Here is a 14417-nt window from a genome sequence, read left to right as displayed (position 1 = left end):
TAGTCTATCGATGAACCCAAAATCGTCTTACGACGGTACCATCATCCTCGGTAAAGCTTTCATCTTCTACTCCGCCATTATTTTGAATCGTTTTCGCAGATCCGATATTATCATGATTACAGGTAATGAGTACAGTCTTTATCCCCAGTGCATCAGTCACCTTCAATGCTTCAGCTAACATCCAAGTCGCATATCCTTTACGTCTGTCTGATGGACGAATACCGTATCCAATATGTCCACCTACTTGGTGCAAATACTCGTTTAAGTCATGACGGATATCGATCATTCCAACGACACGCTGCATATCGTCTACGAGAAAGTAGTTGGTGCATGGCAACCATTTATCATGACCAGCTTCCCGCATTGCTAATTCTTTTAAATAGTCTTCATAAGAGATGCCTTCTTTTAAATGAAAACTACTCGGTGTCATCCGTTCCTCATCCCATTCCTTCATATATGCTTCGTGTTCCTCTTTCCACTCAAGAGTTGGTCTTATAAGTCGCATTACATCTCCTCCATTACCTTTGGTTTAATATCAGTGATTAACAATTCAAATGTTGGTTCTTCTTGCTGTGTATCCTCAAACCATTGCACACCTTTAAAATGAAATCCAAGCTTTTCTAAAATGCGAATAGATGCAGCGTTTCGGGAATCCGCAGATGCGGAAATACGTACAAGCGAAGAATGGTTTTTAGCGATTTCTAAGCAGAGGGAAGCCGCTTCAAATGCAAATCCAAGCCCCCATGACTTCTTTTGGAAATGGTAGATGAGTTCGATTTCCTCAGGGTTCCCGTACCAATTAAATCCAGCAGTCCCTACTAACTCCCCCATTTTCTTATCCATCACGCCATAGACGGACAAGCCGTATTTCAACTGCTGTTCGCTATAAGCCTGAATCGTTTTGTGGAACTTCGAAAAATTTGAAGCGCCACCGCAAAGATTCATGACAGATTCATCCCCCCAAATCAGTTTCAATGTTTCTATGTGGGATTCCTCAAGTTTTACAAGGCTAATCCGCTTAGTTTCTGCAATTACTGTGAATTCGTTTGATTTCTTGCACATCTCTTAGCTCTCCTTCTCGTTCAGCTAAAAAGCGTCCTGATTGTAAAAATTGTGCGGTTAGCACAGCTGTTTCTTGTTGATGATGAATATCTTTATGTCCATACGGAAGTGTTGTAAAGTCTGTAAGGTCGTCGTAAGGTACAGAGGAAACTTCAACGCGTCCGTCATTTTGTCCTTTAATCAGTTGTCCTAGCCACAAATTACTGTTTGTACCGGCAATTGCACCCACATCCACCCCTGCGACATTCGTGAGGTTTAGCTTTTGAATATAAGTTGCATGCAGTGATTTAACAGTACGGAACAAAGAGCTGTATCCTTTTAAAGTCCCTGCAAGTGCTGCAAGCTGACTGCCTTGGTTTGGTGTTGCAATTTGTACACAGCGACCGATACGAGCAGGAATGTCAGAATGAGTAAGCACCTTACGAATGAGCAAACCACCTGTACTATGACCTACAAGGTGGATTCTGTCAGGATGATTCTTCTCAATATCCTTCAATCTATCCAAAACAAAATGGACCGAATAATCGAACTCATGGCGGGTCAACGGAAGGGTGATAGAATGACAACGAAATCCTAACTTTTCAAGATGATTAGCTAGCGTCTCCATGTCTTTCGCAGTCTTATTGAATCCATGTAACAGTAAAACTTCATCCATTTTGTCACCCCCACATGCACCATCTTATTACTTCTGACGTATTTTTTGCCTTGTTGGTTCTACAATCATCAAGAATACATTTTCTTAGCTTACCTCTTCACAAACAGACAGCCGCTAATATTTTTTGAATGTCATAGATGCTAGCATCTTTTTTGAATTGCTTGTTTACAAGTGGTTCTGTCGCACTCGATATCCAAATTTTCAGTTCGGCATCCATATCAAACGTTCCAGCGGTTTCAATACTGAAATGAGATATACTCTTATAAGGGATAGAATGATACTCTGTCTTCTTCCCAGTCATCCCTTGTTTATCGACCAAAATCAAACGCTTTTCCGTAAATACCATCATATCCCGAAATAACTTAAACGCTGCTTCCACAGTCTCATCTGCCACTAAAATTGGAGCTAACTCTTTTTCCACCGTTGCCGTTTCTACCGTCGATGCATTACCAAGAAATGAATCTAAAAACCCCATTTTAATTCCTCCTATTTTTTCTTTTCTCATTTACTAACTTTTCACTCACTTGTATTATATCATGTCACTAAATAACCACTCTGAAAATTCTCCAAACAATTCCAGCTTACTTTTTCCAGCCAATTTTTCTTCATCACATGCTATACTTTAGTTATGGATGAAGGAGGTGGGATTATTGAGCGAGGTATTGCTGCAGCAGATTCTTTCTGAATTACAAGAAGTGAAAACAGGGCAACATAAAATGGAAAAACGCTTTGACAAAATCGATCAGAAGTTTGTTGCGATTGGTGAACGCTTCGATAAGATGCAAAGTCAGTTGGATCGAATTGAGAGTCGTCAAGACTCAATATTTGAGCAGACTGGACAGATAACGGAATTTCGTCAAGAGACGCTAGCTAAATTTGATGAAGTCGTCAAAAAAGAGGATATGCATTATTTTGAAGCCAAAGTGCTGGAACACGACCGTGAATTATTTAACTTAAAGAAGCGGGCATAGCTGACTCCCCTATCACAGCTTGGATAAGCCCGCCACACCTCTCCTTTATTTCTCAACGATGTATGAATTCCCTTTTTCCCAGGCATCTTACCTATAGGAGGTGAGCCTGCATGGGGAACAAAAACAATCCAAAAACGATGAATGAACGAACGCACAACCCTTTTGATACGTATCAAAACAAAGACCTAGATGCGAGCAATAGCAACAGCAACAATCCACTAGATAACGCAGATACGGAATTTGCTCCTGAATTTGATGCAAAAGTGAAGAACAAGAACAATAAGACCAATCACGACAAGAATCAGCAATCGAATAAGAAGAAGTAACTCTAAAAGCCGCAGATCTCTTCAAAGAGAAATGCGGCTTTTGCGTTCACTTTACTTCACTTCGACTTTCACATCTCCTTCGATGTACGTCGGATAAGCATGCAGTTCAAGACGAATTGGATTCGTGTAGGATGTCGTTTCAAACGTAGGACCCCAGTGAGTCGCGTCTCCTTCCCCATATAGGCTGAATGAAGAAATTGCAATTTCTTTTCCTTTAGCATCAATAGCAGTAGTAAATGGATCATGGTGAAAATCTTTCACTGAAAGCAATAGTTCAATTCCATTTCGGCTTGCATCTACTAGTTGTAATTGAGGACCATCAGGATACGAAAGCAACTCTTTTGTATCCGTATTCACTTCCAGAAATGCTTGTTCCTGTTTGACTGCTTGTGCTTTATTGATTTGCAGGTAGAGTTTTTTAGGTGTTGAGAAGTAGTTGCTCTGCAGGAAGAATGTGTGCGTCGTCTTTCCTTTTTCATTGCCAAAACCCGTGACTCCGTTCGCGATTTTACTCCATACTTCTCCTTTTTCATCTATCAGCCTCATATCTTCAAATGACAAGATTTTTTTCGTATTGTTTAGATCAAATGTAATTTGCACCCCTATTCGCAAAGGAGAAATCACTACTTTATCGACGGTGAAGTGCTGTCCATCTAATTCCACTATTTCGTTCAATACATAGGGCTTACTTGGCTTCGTTTGTTCAGGTACTTCAAATGGAATTGAAAACGAGACCTCACTGCTATCTATGTCCATTTCCGCTTCAACTGTAAAACTCAGATCAGCAAATACATTTCGTTTAGAAAAGGTGATTTCCATAACTTCCTGATAGGAAAATATATCATTCGCACTCATACCACCATACGAAATCCCTGCCTCTGGCATAGGACTTGAATTGGTGATTTCAATCGTGTTGACACTCGCTGTTTTCATTTTTTTTGACGATTCAATCGTATAGTAGACATTCATGCCGGTTTCATCCAAAATAACACCGTCAATTGTCATCGTGACATCCCCAACAGTTTGTGAGGCTCCAATTTTCTGATAGTAATCCTCTTTAAAAATCGCCTGCAGTCCTTTGTCCTGCTGAATCATGGCAACAAAAGGTTCCATTCCCGGAATAGACGCGATTGTGTTAGCAAACGCTGTTGACACTCGAATTGAAGTTACGAAGGTCAGGACCAGTATCGCTGACAAAGCAGCTGACCACATGATTCGCTTTCTACGTCGGTTCTTTTTGCTTCGATCAGCTTTAGCTTTTGCAATCCCTGAACGTATCATTTGATCGGCTTCATCTAAGGGCAGAGACTGCTGTTCCAACTGGCTTTTCAATTGACGCAGTTTCTCCTCTTCTCGTTCATACATGCTCCCGTCCTCCTTCGTCTTCAAAATAGGCTCGTAGTGTCCGCAAGGTTTTGTGCAATCTGGACTTTACCGTGCCTTCCGGAATATTCTCGAGTTTTGCAATGTCTTTAATCTTTACATCCTGAAAGTATTTGAGGTAGATAAGTTGCTGTTCTTTTTCTGGTAGTGAAGCAAGGGCTTCCTTTAGTTCTATCTGTGAGACGTCTTCCGCCCCCTGATGGTCAACCACAGTTTTCCAATGATGAATCCGTTTTTGACGTTTCAACTGATCCTGGCAATAATTTATCATGATGCGAATGAGCCACGTCTTCGCATACCCAGGCTCTTTCACAGTGTGGATTTTATTGTAGGCTCGCACCGTCACTTCTTGAAGTGCTTCTAATGCATCTTGGTCGTTTTTCAAAAATGCGAGAGCTGTTCTTAGCAAATCTTCTTTATATGTTTGCAGCAATGCTAAAAATGCACCTTCATCACCAGCAATCGCTTTTCGACTAATTTCCAATTCATCCACGCCACTACCACCTCGCTCCTGCTCTAGTTATTCATTAGACTCTGCTGCACGGAAATAGTTCATATTGAACATTAATTTTTCGAAACTCTCTTTACGCACATAAAAAAAGCACTGAACCCTACGACAAGTTCAGTGCCTTTCCCATTATTTCTTCCACGCCGTTTCATAGTGAGCAATATACTCTTCAACTGTAATTTTTCTACATAACTCAGCTATCAACTCATAAGGGATCGTGTCCATCTTTTTTAAGCGAATACAGCTTTTTCCCATATCCAGTTTTGTTTTCACGTGTTTTGGATATTCGGCAACGAACCAATCATGTACTTCAGGAAATGCGTATATCCCCATATGATAGAGACCTATGAAATTTTTTTGAGAGCCAATGCTTATAAATGGCAGCGGTTCTTCCGGTTTGCAGTGATACCCATCTGGATAAATCCGATGAGGGATGACATAACCAATCATCCCATAGGAAAGTGTTTCCTCAAATCCACTCGGCAGATTTTCTTTTATCGTCAATCGCAGCTTTTCGATTGCTTGCTGACGGTCTTCAGGAAGTTGGTGAACGTACTCTTCAATAGTATTCGCTTCAATTCTCATCTCGATCCTCATTTCTTTTTCTACTTGTTTATAGCCACTGTACCATATGTTCATTAAGTTTTTAAGCCTTGCATTTTAGTTAAAAATACTACAATGTGAATCTTTCTATCCCCCTATGTAGTACAGTAGAGAGTAGAGTTTTACAGAGAGGAGTTTTCCATTGAATCCGTTTTTATCGATTTGGGCTCGTCCTACAGAAACAATTCAGTACGTACTCGAGCATAAGACATTATCGTATAGCTATCTCATTCTCGTTATGGCTGCACTTGCGATTGCACCGCTCACCATCACACAAATGCTTTTCATAGAAGAGATTCCACTTATAGTAATCCTACCTATTGCGTTTTTCGGGTTGTTTATCCTTACAACTGCAGGTTGGTTTTTGAATAGTGCTCTTTATACGTGGATTGGCAAGTGGCTCGGTGGTACAGGAACTTATAAAAAAATGCTTGCGGTTGTACCTATAGGTTCACTTACAGCAATCTACATTCTACCTTTCTCCTGGGCCATGATGTTTGCGTTAATCATACTCAGATACGTGGAGTCAGATGCAGCTGCTACCGTGTTTGTAATCCTTTTCGCATTGTCACCGATTCTATTTTTAGGATTAATGGGCCTATCCGTATATGGGACAGTGATTATGTCAAAAGCAATTGGGATTGTCCACAACTTCTCTGCGTGGAAAGGCTTCGGAACGATTGGAATCCTGATGGGCATCGCTTTCGCCCTGAGTTTTGTTGGATGGATCAGCTTGTTTTTCATCATCTTTATGTTAGCATCCGTATAGAGAAAAATAAGCATCTGTTAGTCGTTCAACAGATGCTTATCTATATGTAGTCAGTCCCCGAACCCACCCTCGCAAGCGCTGCAAATTAGTGCATGGTAGTTACATTGACAATCTAATTGTACAGGTGTCACAGTACTGGGTATTATTTGTAGACGGTTATCACCCGCAAAGCAGACCCCACTACTTATCTTTAAATCCAACTATCCCTGTTGGCGGGTTTGCACTCACCTTTACAACGGCTCACTACCGACTGTTATGCGTTATTCTAGTAAATCAATATTCCAGTTCATTCCTTGGATCTTCGTGTCCATTTCTCGGTACGCTTTCGATAACTGATCCACTTGTTTTTGAATCGACTTCACATCTACTGTGCTGACGATACGGATTTCTGATTGGCTATATCTACCGACTTGTTGGGATGCTTCATCCACTACTTTCGCCAGTAACGATCGTTGATCAAACAACTGATCACGCTCGGTTAGCGCATCCGCGAGTGTTCGTTCCTCATCGAACTTTATCTCACAGTTCGTTCGGTTAACTTTTTTAATTAACGATGTAAGCTCTTGACGGATTTCAGCAAGTTCCGAAAGCATCTCTTTTGGATTTTCGGAAGGCTCATCACCTTCTTGAATTTTCAAGTTCATATGAATTCGTTTTTTCAACTGTTCAATGCGCTTTTGGTAATCTGCCCTCGCTATTAAAGCTTCTGCTAATTTCATTTCAAGTCCCTCCCTAGTTTTGTTATCCATACGCTATCTATTCTGCCCACCATCAAAAAAACTCAAAATACCCCAGTATTCGTCTAATTAAATTATAGAAATTCTATCTCATCTACATGTATTTCCTCTTGAAAAATCTTCCTTCTAAGGATACCCTATTTATATCTAACTTTTCAAATAATATTTAAAGGTGGAAGCAAATCATGAAGCAATTGTGCCTTTTAGCAGCTGGAGCAATCTCGACTTGGTTCGTACTAGGACTAATTACAGGCGATTTTGATGCAGAGATATTACTCATTCTAGGCATCGGAGTTTCTCTTGGATATAAAGTAGGGAAGAGAAATGGTGCTCAGGAAGTAGAAGATTCTATGGAAGAACGTGTTCAATAGCTTCTGTTAAATCCGCGCCTATTTAAGTAAGGTATACTTCGCCAGGCACAGTTATGGCCTTTTCAGGGAATCCCTCTGCTACGATTATGGAAGATTGGCTTTGAAACATTGTTTAATAATGTAGCATGAGCCAGATAGATAATCCTTTCCTATGCATCCTAGCCAAATTCGTTTGGACAAATAGCCACGATTAGCATAGTTCCACTCAGTCTGACTTGTTCTTGCCCCGGTCTATAAACCTGACAATCATGCCGGCAACGACTAGGCTAAACACCAGGTGGCTCGATGTCCAGTAGAACCAAGCCATCTGGTCATCTGCAGCGGGCGGTCGTTCTGTAAGAAGCGACAGAAAGTACAGGATCCCGCTTCCTACTGTATATACTACGAGATAAGGCCACATTCTGTATTCCCATCCGAAGAATTTTAATATGTAAAATAGCCCGATGACACTTGCAATGCAAAAAACAAAGTGAAAGACAATACCGAACCAGGCAACATCCTGCCAGACACGAATGATTGGGAAATAGTCCACATTATATAGCAGGACATATGCCTCATTTCCGGTTAACGTATAGATTAGCTGCATCAATGCCGCTAAAACTGCCGCACTAATAATACCTATACCAATCAATTGCATGAACTGCTTCATCTAATTCCTCCCTTCCTTCGCTTGATGGTCATCTATTCCCCCTACCTCAGTAGAATAAAACGATATATATTTAAGAATTCGTTCGGAAGTATCGAAATAATATTAAACGCGTTTAGCAGCATCCTCTCCCCTTCTTTGCAGGATTATCCTATTTTCCACAACCCGTTCCAATATATTGGATTTACTTAAGCTTGTTCCATTTACAAATAGAGTTTACTAGACAATAAACTTTCTCGTTTATTTAAACTCAGTCCAATCACAAAAACCGTATTCATCTCATCAGGATGAATACGGTTTTTGTATGTATTTCACCAAAGTGGCTCATTCTTCGGATCCTCCAGTTGCAATTCTAGATAATATGGCATCAAAGCAACTCCAAACAGGATGACATAGAACAGATAAACAATCATTCCATATGTTCCATTGTCAAATATATTAGCACAAATTATCATTATAGGAAGAAGTATTTGGAAGGCACTAGTCTTCTTACTGGATTTTCTTGTTTGATGATTCTCAGCACCACAATTTGGACATGCAATTTTTTCGTTTTTAAGAATCTTCCTTAAAGCAGTTTGACGAGACCATGTATCTTTACATTGCGCACATTTAGGTAATCCTTTTCCTTTCTTCTTCAGGTTCTTTTTCAACAGGAGATATACAACAAAAAATAGCATTGCAAGCAGTATGGTTTTTACTGAATCGGAAGTTAAAAGGTCGGGAAACGAAATCTTTCCACCACCTGCAGCTTGTGTTGCTACAGGGGTACTTTCTGTATTGCTATTAAAAAAAACTAAACTGATTGCAAACAAAATCACCGTCGTGAGCACTGCACGATATTTCCAAACGGGCGTATTAAATTTACTTTTCCATGATTTTTCCACATGCTGTACCATTTCTTGTTTTCGTTGCTCCGTAAAGGAAATCGTTTGCAACTCTCTTTTCAATGAATCTTTAATCGAATCCATGCAAAAACCCCTCCTGTTCTTCCAGCCGTTCTTTCAATTGAACTCGTGCACGTTGCAGCCGAGTCCGCACGGTTGCTTCTGGGCAATTTAAGATATCAGCAATCTCCACTGTCGAAGATTCCTCATAATAGTACAAAACCAAAACTTCACGGTATATGAGTTTCAGAGACAACAGAGCGGTTAACACAGATTGCGAAGTCTCCTGTTCAATCATGTGTCTTTCCGGTGTTTTTCTTGTTTTATTTCCTATAATCTTTTCTTTCAATAAAATGCGTTTGTGCGCCCAACTTCTTAAGTAATCATGACTTCGGTTGACTGTCATCTTAACCAAATACGTCTTTAACGAGCTCTCGTCTCTGAATTGGTCTGACCGTTGGTAGTACCGAATGAGTACATCTTGCACTATATCTTCTGCGGTACTTTGATTTTTTACATAGACATAAGCGACTCGAAGTAAATAATCGCCGTAGTCGTCCATCACTTTTTCGATATCCACTTCTGCCACCACCTGCCTTCCACTCTATAGACGGACGCCACTTCATTTCCGATTCATTTTCTTTAAAAATAAAAAAACTGCAGCATCCCCTTCAGGAAACTACAGGCTACACTATTAAGAACAAGAAGCGACTGCCATATTGTGTTCCCGCTCCTGAATTAGAATATTCTTTTGTGCATCGAGTTTAAACTCGATGCCTCTATCGTCCAGACAATTTATTAAATAGTCCCTGGACGTCTCACTCATGTTTTCATGGTTTCCATAGATGATAAATTCGCTTGAATCATCTGCACGTGCCCCTAAAGACATCAGTGTCACTAGAGTGACCAAAGGAATAATAAATAACTCCTTCTTTTTCATATCGTTCTTCTCCTTTCACTAGTTTTCACTGACTCTTCTAGTATGATAGTGCAGAGCACATTCTACTAATTTAAGTATACGAACAAACTAGATTTATAGCTATCTAATTTTGAGCATTTTTGACATATTTCGTGTTTATAAAATATTTAAGGGACATACTCTCGAAGGTATTATTATTAGCTTGATACCACTTGAATGGTCATGATTTCAAACGACTGATACATTACGCACATTCCTGATCCACGAGAACAATTACTCATAGCCCAAAAAAAGCGTGAATGACTTCCATTCACACTTTTCTTAAAGATTCTTCTATTATTTTTGCATGACTTCTAAGCTCTCTCGCATTTTGTTTGTGGCAGCCACCATATTTTTGAGTGCGGCTACAGTTTCTTCTTGCTTTCTTGTTTTTAATCCACAATCGGGATTGATCCAGAATTGAGTAGGTTCCAGAACGCTTAGTCCTTGTTCAATGACGTCCACCATTTCTTGCACTTCTGGTACTCGCGGACTGTGGATATCATAAACACCTAAACCAATTCCTTTGTCATAAGAGAAGTCATTGAAAGCAGACACTAAATCTCCGTGAGACCGTGACGTTTCAATTGAAATCACGTCTGCATCCAATCCGCTGATGGAATCGATGAAGTCATTGAATTCGCAGTAACACATGTGTGTGTGGATTTGAGTGGTATCTTCTACCGAACCCGTTGCCACTCTGAACGCCGTGATTGCCCACTCTAAATAGTCATTCCACGCGGATTTCTTCAACGGCAATCCTTCACGAAGTGCGGGTTCATCTACTTGAATAATCGGAATCCCCGCTGCTTCAAGCGCTTCGATTTCCTCTCGTAACGCAAGTGCAATTTGATATGTGACGTCTTTTCGGGAAAGATCATCCCGAACAAACGACCAATTCAAAATCGTCACTGGACCTGTCAGCATGCCCTTCATCGGCTTATCTGTCAGGGATGCCGCATAGACAGACGCTTCTACTGTAATTGGATTTAGGAATGTTACATCACCATAGATAATCGGTGGTTTCACACAACGTGAACCATAGGATACGACCCATGCTTTTTCAGTGAATACAAAACCGCCTAGCTTTTCTCCGAAGTATTCCACCATATCCGTCCGCTCGAATTCCCCGTGGACAAATACGTCCAAACCGATTTCTTCTTGAATGTCGATCCACTTTGAAATTTCATTTTGCACAAAGTCCGTATATTGTTTGTCAGTCGAGTCTCCCTTACGCCACTTGTTGCGAGCGCTTCGAACTTCCGGTGTTTGTGGAAAACTACCAATTGTTGTGGTGGGTAACAGCGGTAATCCTAGCGCTTGCTGTTGTTTCTCGCGTCGTTCGGGCGCAGCTGATTTTCGCTTGCTGTCTTGTACGCTAATATTATCCACAGCTTGACGCAGTTCAGGATGATTGCGTGCCGGTAATGCTGCAAGCTTTTCACGGGCAGTTGAACTTTCAGCAATCGGCTCTGAAATAGATTGCTTACCTTCACGTACTCCTTTTACAAGCGTCGTCACTTCCTCAAGTTTTTCATCTGCAAACGCTAGCGCATCTTTAATTGTCGAGTCTAATTTCACTTCAGATTTCAGCGTGACCGGTACATGAAGCAGACTGCTGGAAGGTTGTAGCCATAAGCGGTCTTCCGAAACACTCGTAAGTATTTCATCCACAAGTTCAGTTTTCGCTTGTAAGTCTGCACGCCAGATATTGCGGCCGTCAATCATCCCTGCAGCGAGTACCTTATCTTCAGGGAAGCTATGCATTTTCAATTGTTCTATGGTTTTGTCTTTTCCTGCCACAAAATCTAAGCCGATTCCTGCAACTGGCAATGCAATAACGTCTTCATAATGTTCCACAGCGTCAAAGTACGTTTGTACAAGGACATTCAATTCTGGAACTTCAGCGTTTAGTTGTTTATAGATTTCCGTCACTGCTTGCATTTCTTCCTTTGTAATCGATGTGGTTAAAATCGGTTCTTCCAGTTGTACCCACTTCGCCCCGGCTTCAGCTAACTCACGCAGAACCTGTCCATATAAAGGAATCAACTGAAGTAAAAATGCCGGAACATCTTTTTCCTCGTATCCTTTTGAAAGTTTTAAGAATGTATACGGACCGATTAAAACAGGTTTTCCATCTATCTCTAACTTTTCTTTTGCTTCTAAGTACGCAGTCAAGGGCTTATTCTCTGTCAATTTCAGTTTTCGAGTGCCATATTCCGGAACGATGTAATGATAGTTTGCGTTAAACCATTTCGTCATTTCTGAAGCAACGGCATCGTCATTTCCTCGTGCCATTGAGAAATATGTGGATAGCTGAACGTCCTCACCATCCCATTCGTAACGCTCAGGAATCATCCCGAACATGACTGCTGTATCTAGCATTCTGTCATACAATGTAAACTCACCAACTGGGATGAGAGCAATTCCTGCATCTTTTTGCTTTTGTAAACGCTCCAGTCGGATTTTTTCTACTGTTTCAAGGAACTCTGGCTCTTCAATCTTTCCTCCCCAAAACGCTTCAAGTGCTCGTTTCCACTCGCGATTTTCTCCGATATACGGATACCCGATCGAACTGCTGATAATTGACAAATGATTTCCTCTCCTCTTCTCATATGATAAGCCGTGTTTTTTTGTACAAAAAAACACTTCTAACGAGGGTCAGAAATGTGGACGCAACAAAAAAGTTGCGCGTGCGCATTCTAACACTCCCTATCGACCGTAGGGGATAGCGTCATAAGAAACTAGGCAGTTATCTGGCTTCAGCAAAAAGCTGTCACAGTGGCGGGACCGCGCCGGATTGTATTCACCGGCTTCACTTTTAAGATTTAGTTACACGTTCTACTAAATCACCTATCTCTCTTGCTTTACTATTCGGTTGTCGATTTAAACAAACCTACCATAGTTAAATTTTTCTGTCAAATAGAGTATTTCGTCAATTATTCTCATCTTAAAGATGTAGGTATTTCCCCAATATGAAACCTGACAAAGATTCAGTAAGATTAGATTTGAGAACGATTATCAATTAATCCAATAGGAGGAATTCCATTGTCACAAGTAACGCTTGACCAACACGTCTCTGATATTGTCACGGCTATTCCCCAAAGTGCAGATTTGTTCCGTAACTTACGCATCGATTATTGCTGCGGAGGTAAAATTTCATTGCGAGAAGCAGCTGTTAAACGAGAACTAAATCCTGCTGACGTCTTATCACGTGTTCAAGAAATTGAAGAGAAACGAGAATTACGTGAACAGCTGGAGCCTTCCTCCTTTGGGGAGAAAACACTTATTGCTCATATTCAAGAAAAGTATCATACAGGCTTGCGTGAAGAACTCCCATTGCTTGCTCCATATGTCACAAAAGTCGCGCGTGTGCATGGAGAACATCATCCGCATTTGTTGCGTGTTCAAGAGATTTTTATATTACTGAGGACTGAACTAATCGATCATACAGACGATGAAGACCAAAACGTCTTCCCTCTCATTCTTGAATTTTTAGCAAACCCAACACCCGAACTGAAAGAGCAGCTAAAACTTCATGTTACGGAACTAGAACAAGAGCACGATAATGCAGGACGACTTCTACATGAACTACGGGAAATCACTAACAATTTCACACCTCCCGAGGAGGCTTGCGGAACGTATCGACTTGTATATGCACGTCTTGAACAGTTCGAAAAAGATACCTTTCAGCATGTACACTTAGAAAACAATGTTCTATTTGATCGTGTTCGAAAAGCAATTTAACTACTAAAAGCCGGGCACCGCGCAGTATATAGCGCGGTGCCCGGCTTTTGTATTACTTATCTTTTCTGTCCGACAAATTGGATGACATGAGACAACCCACTATGCCCCGCTCCTTCTTCACGAACCACTTCTTTCTTTTCGAAGTGTAAATGCTCCCAATCAGAGAACACTTCAAAGTCCTCCATATCATACAAATACGTTACATCTTTCGGTCCACCTGTCCCGTAATCGATTTGCTCTTTTGCATAGACTTCCGTCACAAACAGTCCACCGGTTTTCACGGCTTGACGAATCCCTTTCAATGTCTGCTTTCGCAACTCTGGATTGAAATGACCAAACACACAAATGATTGCATCATACTCTTCTGTTGGCCAGTCCGCTTCCTGCAAATCTTGAATCTTTGTCTTCAGCTGAACCCCCTTTTCTTTCGCAAGTGCATGAGCTTTGTCTAATCCGGATTGGGCAAAATCCCAAATCGTGACGTCACACCCTTGCTCCGCTAAAAAGACCGCATTCCTTCCTTCCCCTTCAGCAACCGCTAGAACGTTCTTTCCAATAATAAACTGCTCCACCGCCTCTTGGATGAACACATTTGCCTCTTTCCCAAATACATAATCCATCTGATTAAAACGCTCTTGCCATTTATTCATCATGATTCTTCCTTTCTGTCATTCCGTTTTTCCCTTCAATAAATAAAAACAACTTATCATAATATAGTTGCTTCCAACGGTTTCATAACTGCATCGTATACTCTTGGAAACCAGGCTCACATTGACTGCCCCTCTTCTTTAACGAAC

Annotated in this window: 19 protein-coding genes and 1 riboswitch; of the genes, 5 read left to right on the top strand and 14 right to left on the bottom strand. The window is 40.9% G+C overall.

Features of this window, described 5'->3' with window-relative positions; genetic code table 11:
* Window positions 1-4 precede the first annotated feature (4 nt).
* The 4 genes from M3197_RS14040 to M3197_RS14025 form a co-directional block, all read right to left on the bottom strand.
* A complete protein-coding gene (locus M3197_RS14040; RefSeq protein WP_251662213.1) occupies window positions 5-505 on the bottom strand; it encodes a GNAT family N-acetyltransferase in 501 nt (166 codons plus the stop codon).
* The gene (locus M3197_RS14035) at window positions 505-1062 is read right to left on the bottom strand and encodes a GNAT family N-acetyltransferase (protein WP_251662212.1); all 558 of its coding nucleotides are present in this window, start codon (window positions 1060-1062) and stop codon (window positions 505-507) included. The genes M3197_RS14040 and M3197_RS14035 overlap by 1 nt, the downstream gene beginning before the upstream one ends.
* Window positions 1019-1717, bottom strand: a complete 699-nt coding sequence (locus M3197_RS14030; protein WP_251662211.1) for an alpha/beta fold hydrolase — start codon at window positions 1715-1717, stop codon at window positions 1019-1021. Before M3197_RS14030 ends, M3197_RS14035 begins: the two co-directional genes overlap by 44 nt.
* Window positions 1718-1814: 97 nt before the next feature.
* Window positions 1815-2192: a PH domain-containing protein gene (locus M3197_RS14025; protein WP_251662210.1), complete on the bottom strand. Its 378-nt coding sequence runs from the start codon at window positions 2190-2192 to the stop codon at window positions 1815-1817.
* Window positions 2193-2367: 175 nt separating this feature from the next.
* Between M3197_RS14025 and M3197_RS14020 the strand changes: the two genes are divergently transcribed.
* Window positions 2368-2688 carry a hypothetical protein gene (locus tag M3197_RS14020; protein ID WP_251662209.1) on the top strand — a complete coding sequence of 107 codons (321 nt, stop codon included), beginning with the start codon at window positions 2368-2370 and terminating at the stop codon, window positions 2686-2688.
* A gap of 110 nt (window positions 2689-2798) precedes the next feature.
* Window positions 2799-3014 carry a hypothetical protein gene (locus tag M3197_RS14015; protein WP_251662208.1) on the top strand — a complete coding sequence of 72 codons (216 nt, stop codon included), beginning with the start codon at window positions 2799-2801 and terminating at the stop codon, window positions 3012-3014.
* 51 nt (window positions 3015-3065) lie between these two features.
* On the opposite strand, the gene M3197_RS14010 is transcribed toward M3197_RS14015, so the two are convergent.
* From M3197_RS14010 to M3197_RS14000, 3 genes are all read right to left on the bottom strand, one after another.
* Window positions 3066-4379: a DUF4179 domain-containing protein gene (locus tag M3197_RS14010; protein WP_251662207.1), complete on the bottom strand. Its 1314-nt coding sequence runs from the start codon at window positions 4377-4379 to the stop codon at window positions 3066-3068.
* Window positions 4372-4890: a sigma-70 family RNA polymerase sigma factor gene (locus M3197_RS14005; RefSeq protein WP_251662206.1), complete on the bottom strand. Its 519-nt coding sequence runs from the start codon at window positions 4888-4890 to the stop codon at window positions 4372-4374. Before M3197_RS14005 ends, M3197_RS14010 begins: the two co-directional genes overlap by 8 nt.
* 144 nt (window positions 4891-5034) lie before the next feature.
* Window positions 5035-5544: a DUF1801 domain-containing protein gene (locus tag M3197_RS14000; protein WP_251662205.1), complete on the bottom strand. Its 510-nt coding sequence runs from the start codon at window positions 5542-5544 to the stop codon at window positions 5035-5037.
* 106 nt (window positions 5545-5650) lie between these two features.
* Here M3197_RS14000 and M3197_RS13995 point away from each other — a divergent pair, with 106 nt between their 5' ends.
* The gene (locus M3197_RS13995; RefSeq protein WP_251662204.1) at window positions 5651-6277 is read left to right on the top strand and encodes a YIP1 family protein; all 627 of its coding nucleotides are present in this window, start codon (window positions 5651-5653) and stop codon (window positions 6275-6277) included.
* A gap of 260 nt (window positions 6278-6537) precedes the next feature.
* On the opposite strand, the gene M3197_RS13990 is transcribed toward M3197_RS13995, so the two are convergent.
* Window positions 6538-6996, bottom strand: a complete 459-nt coding sequence (locus M3197_RS13990; RefSeq protein ID WP_251662203.1) for a DIP1984 family protein — start codon at window positions 6994-6996, stop codon at window positions 6538-6540.
* A gap of 203 nt (window positions 6997-7199) precedes the next feature.
* Between M3197_RS13990 and M3197_RS13985 the strand changes: the two genes are divergently transcribed.
* Entirely contained in the window at window positions 7200-7385 is a 186-nt protein-coding gene (locus M3197_RS13985; protein ID WP_251662202.1) for a hypothetical protein, read from the top strand.
* Between the two features lie 205 nt (window positions 7386-7590).
* Here M3197_RS13985 and M3197_RS13980 read toward each other — a convergent pair whose 3' ends face one another.
* From M3197_RS13980 to metE, 5 genes are all read right to left on the bottom strand, one after another.
* Window positions 7591-8034 (bottom strand): hypothetical protein, encoded by a 444-nt coding sequence (locus tag M3197_RS13980; protein ID WP_251662201.1) that lies wholly within the window; start codon window positions 8032-8034, stop codon window positions 7591-7593.
* 308 nt (window positions 8035-8342) lie between these two features.
* Window positions 8343-8999, bottom strand: coding sequence for a TIGR04104 family putative zinc finger protein (locus M3197_RS13975; protein WP_251662200.1), 657 nt, complete (start codon window positions 8997-8999; stop codon window positions 8343-8345).
* Entirely contained in the window at window positions 8986-9495 is a 510-nt protein-coding gene (locus M3197_RS13970) for a sigma-70 family RNA polymerase sigma factor (protein WP_251662199.1), read from the bottom strand. Before M3197_RS13970 ends, M3197_RS13975 begins: the two co-directional genes overlap by 14 nt.
* Before the next feature lie 114 nt (window positions 9496-9609).
* Window positions 9610-9855, bottom strand: a complete 246-nt coding sequence (locus M3197_RS13965; protein ID WP_251662198.1) for a hypothetical protein — start codon at window positions 9853-9855, stop codon at window positions 9610-9612.
* Between the two features lie 315 nt (window positions 9856-10170).
* On the bottom strand, window positions 10171-12459 hold the full coding sequence (metE, locus tag M3197_RS13960; RefSeq protein ID WP_349774140.1) for a 5-methyltetrahydropteroyltriglutamate--homocysteine S-methyltransferase: 2289 nt from the start codon (window positions 12457-12459) through the stop codon (window positions 10171-10173).
* 144 nt (window positions 12460-12603) lie between these two features.
* A riboswitch (cobalamin riboswitch) is annotated at window positions 12604-12745 on the bottom strand.
* A gap of 176 nt (window positions 12746-12921) precedes the next feature.
* Between metE and ric the strand changes: the two genes are divergently transcribed.
* Window positions 12922-13620, top strand: coding sequence for an iron-sulfur cluster repair di-iron protein (ric, locus tag M3197_RS13955; protein WP_251662196.1), 699 nt, complete (start codon window positions 12922-12924; stop codon window positions 13618-13620).
* Window positions 13621-13676: 56 nt separating this feature from the next.
* On the opposite strand, the gene M3197_RS13950 is transcribed toward ric, so the two are convergent.
* A complete protein-coding gene (locus M3197_RS13950) occupies window positions 13677-14270 on the bottom strand; it encodes a class I SAM-dependent methyltransferase (protein ID WP_251662195.1) in 594 nt (197 codons plus the stop codon).
* Window positions 14271-14417: the final 147 nt, after the last annotated feature.

The organism is Sporosarcina aquimarina, from assembly GCF_023715615.1.
GTDB classification, from domain to species: domain Bacteria; phylum Bacillota; class Bacilli; order Bacillales_A; family Planococcaceae; genus Sporosarcina; species Sporosarcina aquimarina_A.
The sequence above is the reverse complement of the archived record's forward strand: the minus strand, read 5'-3'. Positions and strand labels throughout refer to the sequence as shown.

Excerpts from the sequence above, each read along its gene's own strand:
- M3197_RS14040 (WP_251662213.1), bottom strand. The coding sequence starts at position 505 with ATGCGACTTATAAGACCAACTCTTGAGTGGAAAGAGGAACACGAAGCA.
- M3197_RS14035 (WP_251662212.1), bottom strand. The coding sequence starts at position 1,062 with ATGTGCAAGAAATCAAACGAATTCACAGTAATTGCAGAAACTAAGCGG.
- M3197_RS14030 (WP_251662211.1), bottom strand. The coding sequence starts at position 1,717 with ATGGATGAAGTTTTACTGTTACATGGATTCAATAAGACTGCGAAAGAC.
- M3197_RS14025 (WP_251662210.1), bottom strand. The coding sequence starts at position 2,192 with ATGGGGTTTTTAGATTCATTTCTTGGTAATGCATCGACGGTAGAAACG.
- M3197_RS14015 (WP_251662208.1), top strand. The coding sequence starts at position 2,799 with ATGGGGAACAAAAACAATCCAAAAACGATGAATGAACGAACGCACAAC.
- M3197_RS14010 (WP_251662207.1), bottom strand. The coding sequence starts at position 4,379 with ATGTATGAACGAGAAGAGGAGAAACTGCGTCAATTGAAAAGCCAGTTG.
- M3197_RS14000 (WP_251662205.1), bottom strand. The coding sequence starts at position 5,544 with ATGAACATATGGTACAGTGGCTATAAACAAGTAGAAAAAGAAATGAGG.
- M3197_RS13990 (WP_251662203.1), bottom strand. The coding sequence starts at position 6,996 with ATGAAATTAGCAGAAGCTTTAATAGCGAGGGCAGATTACCAAAAGCGC.
- M3197_RS13985 (WP_251662202.1), top strand. The coding sequence starts at position 7,200 with ATGAAGCAATTGTGCCTTTTAGCAGCTGGAGCAATCTCGACTTGGTTC.
- M3197_RS13980 (WP_251662201.1), bottom strand. The coding sequence starts at position 8,034 with ATGAAGCAGTTCATGCAATTGATTGGTATAGGTATTATTAGTGCGGCA.
- M3197_RS13975 (WP_251662200.1), bottom strand. The coding sequence starts at position 8,999 with ATGGATTCGATTAAAGATTCATTGAAAAGAGAGTTGCAAACGATTTCC.
- M3197_RS13965 (WP_251662198.1), bottom strand. The coding sequence starts at position 9,855 with ATGAAAAAGAAGGAGTTATTTATTATTCCTTTGGTCACTCTAGTGACA.
- M3197_RS13950 (WP_251662195.1), bottom strand. The coding sequence starts at position 14,270 with ATGAATAAATGGCAAGAGCGTTTTAATCAGATGGATTATGTATTTGGG.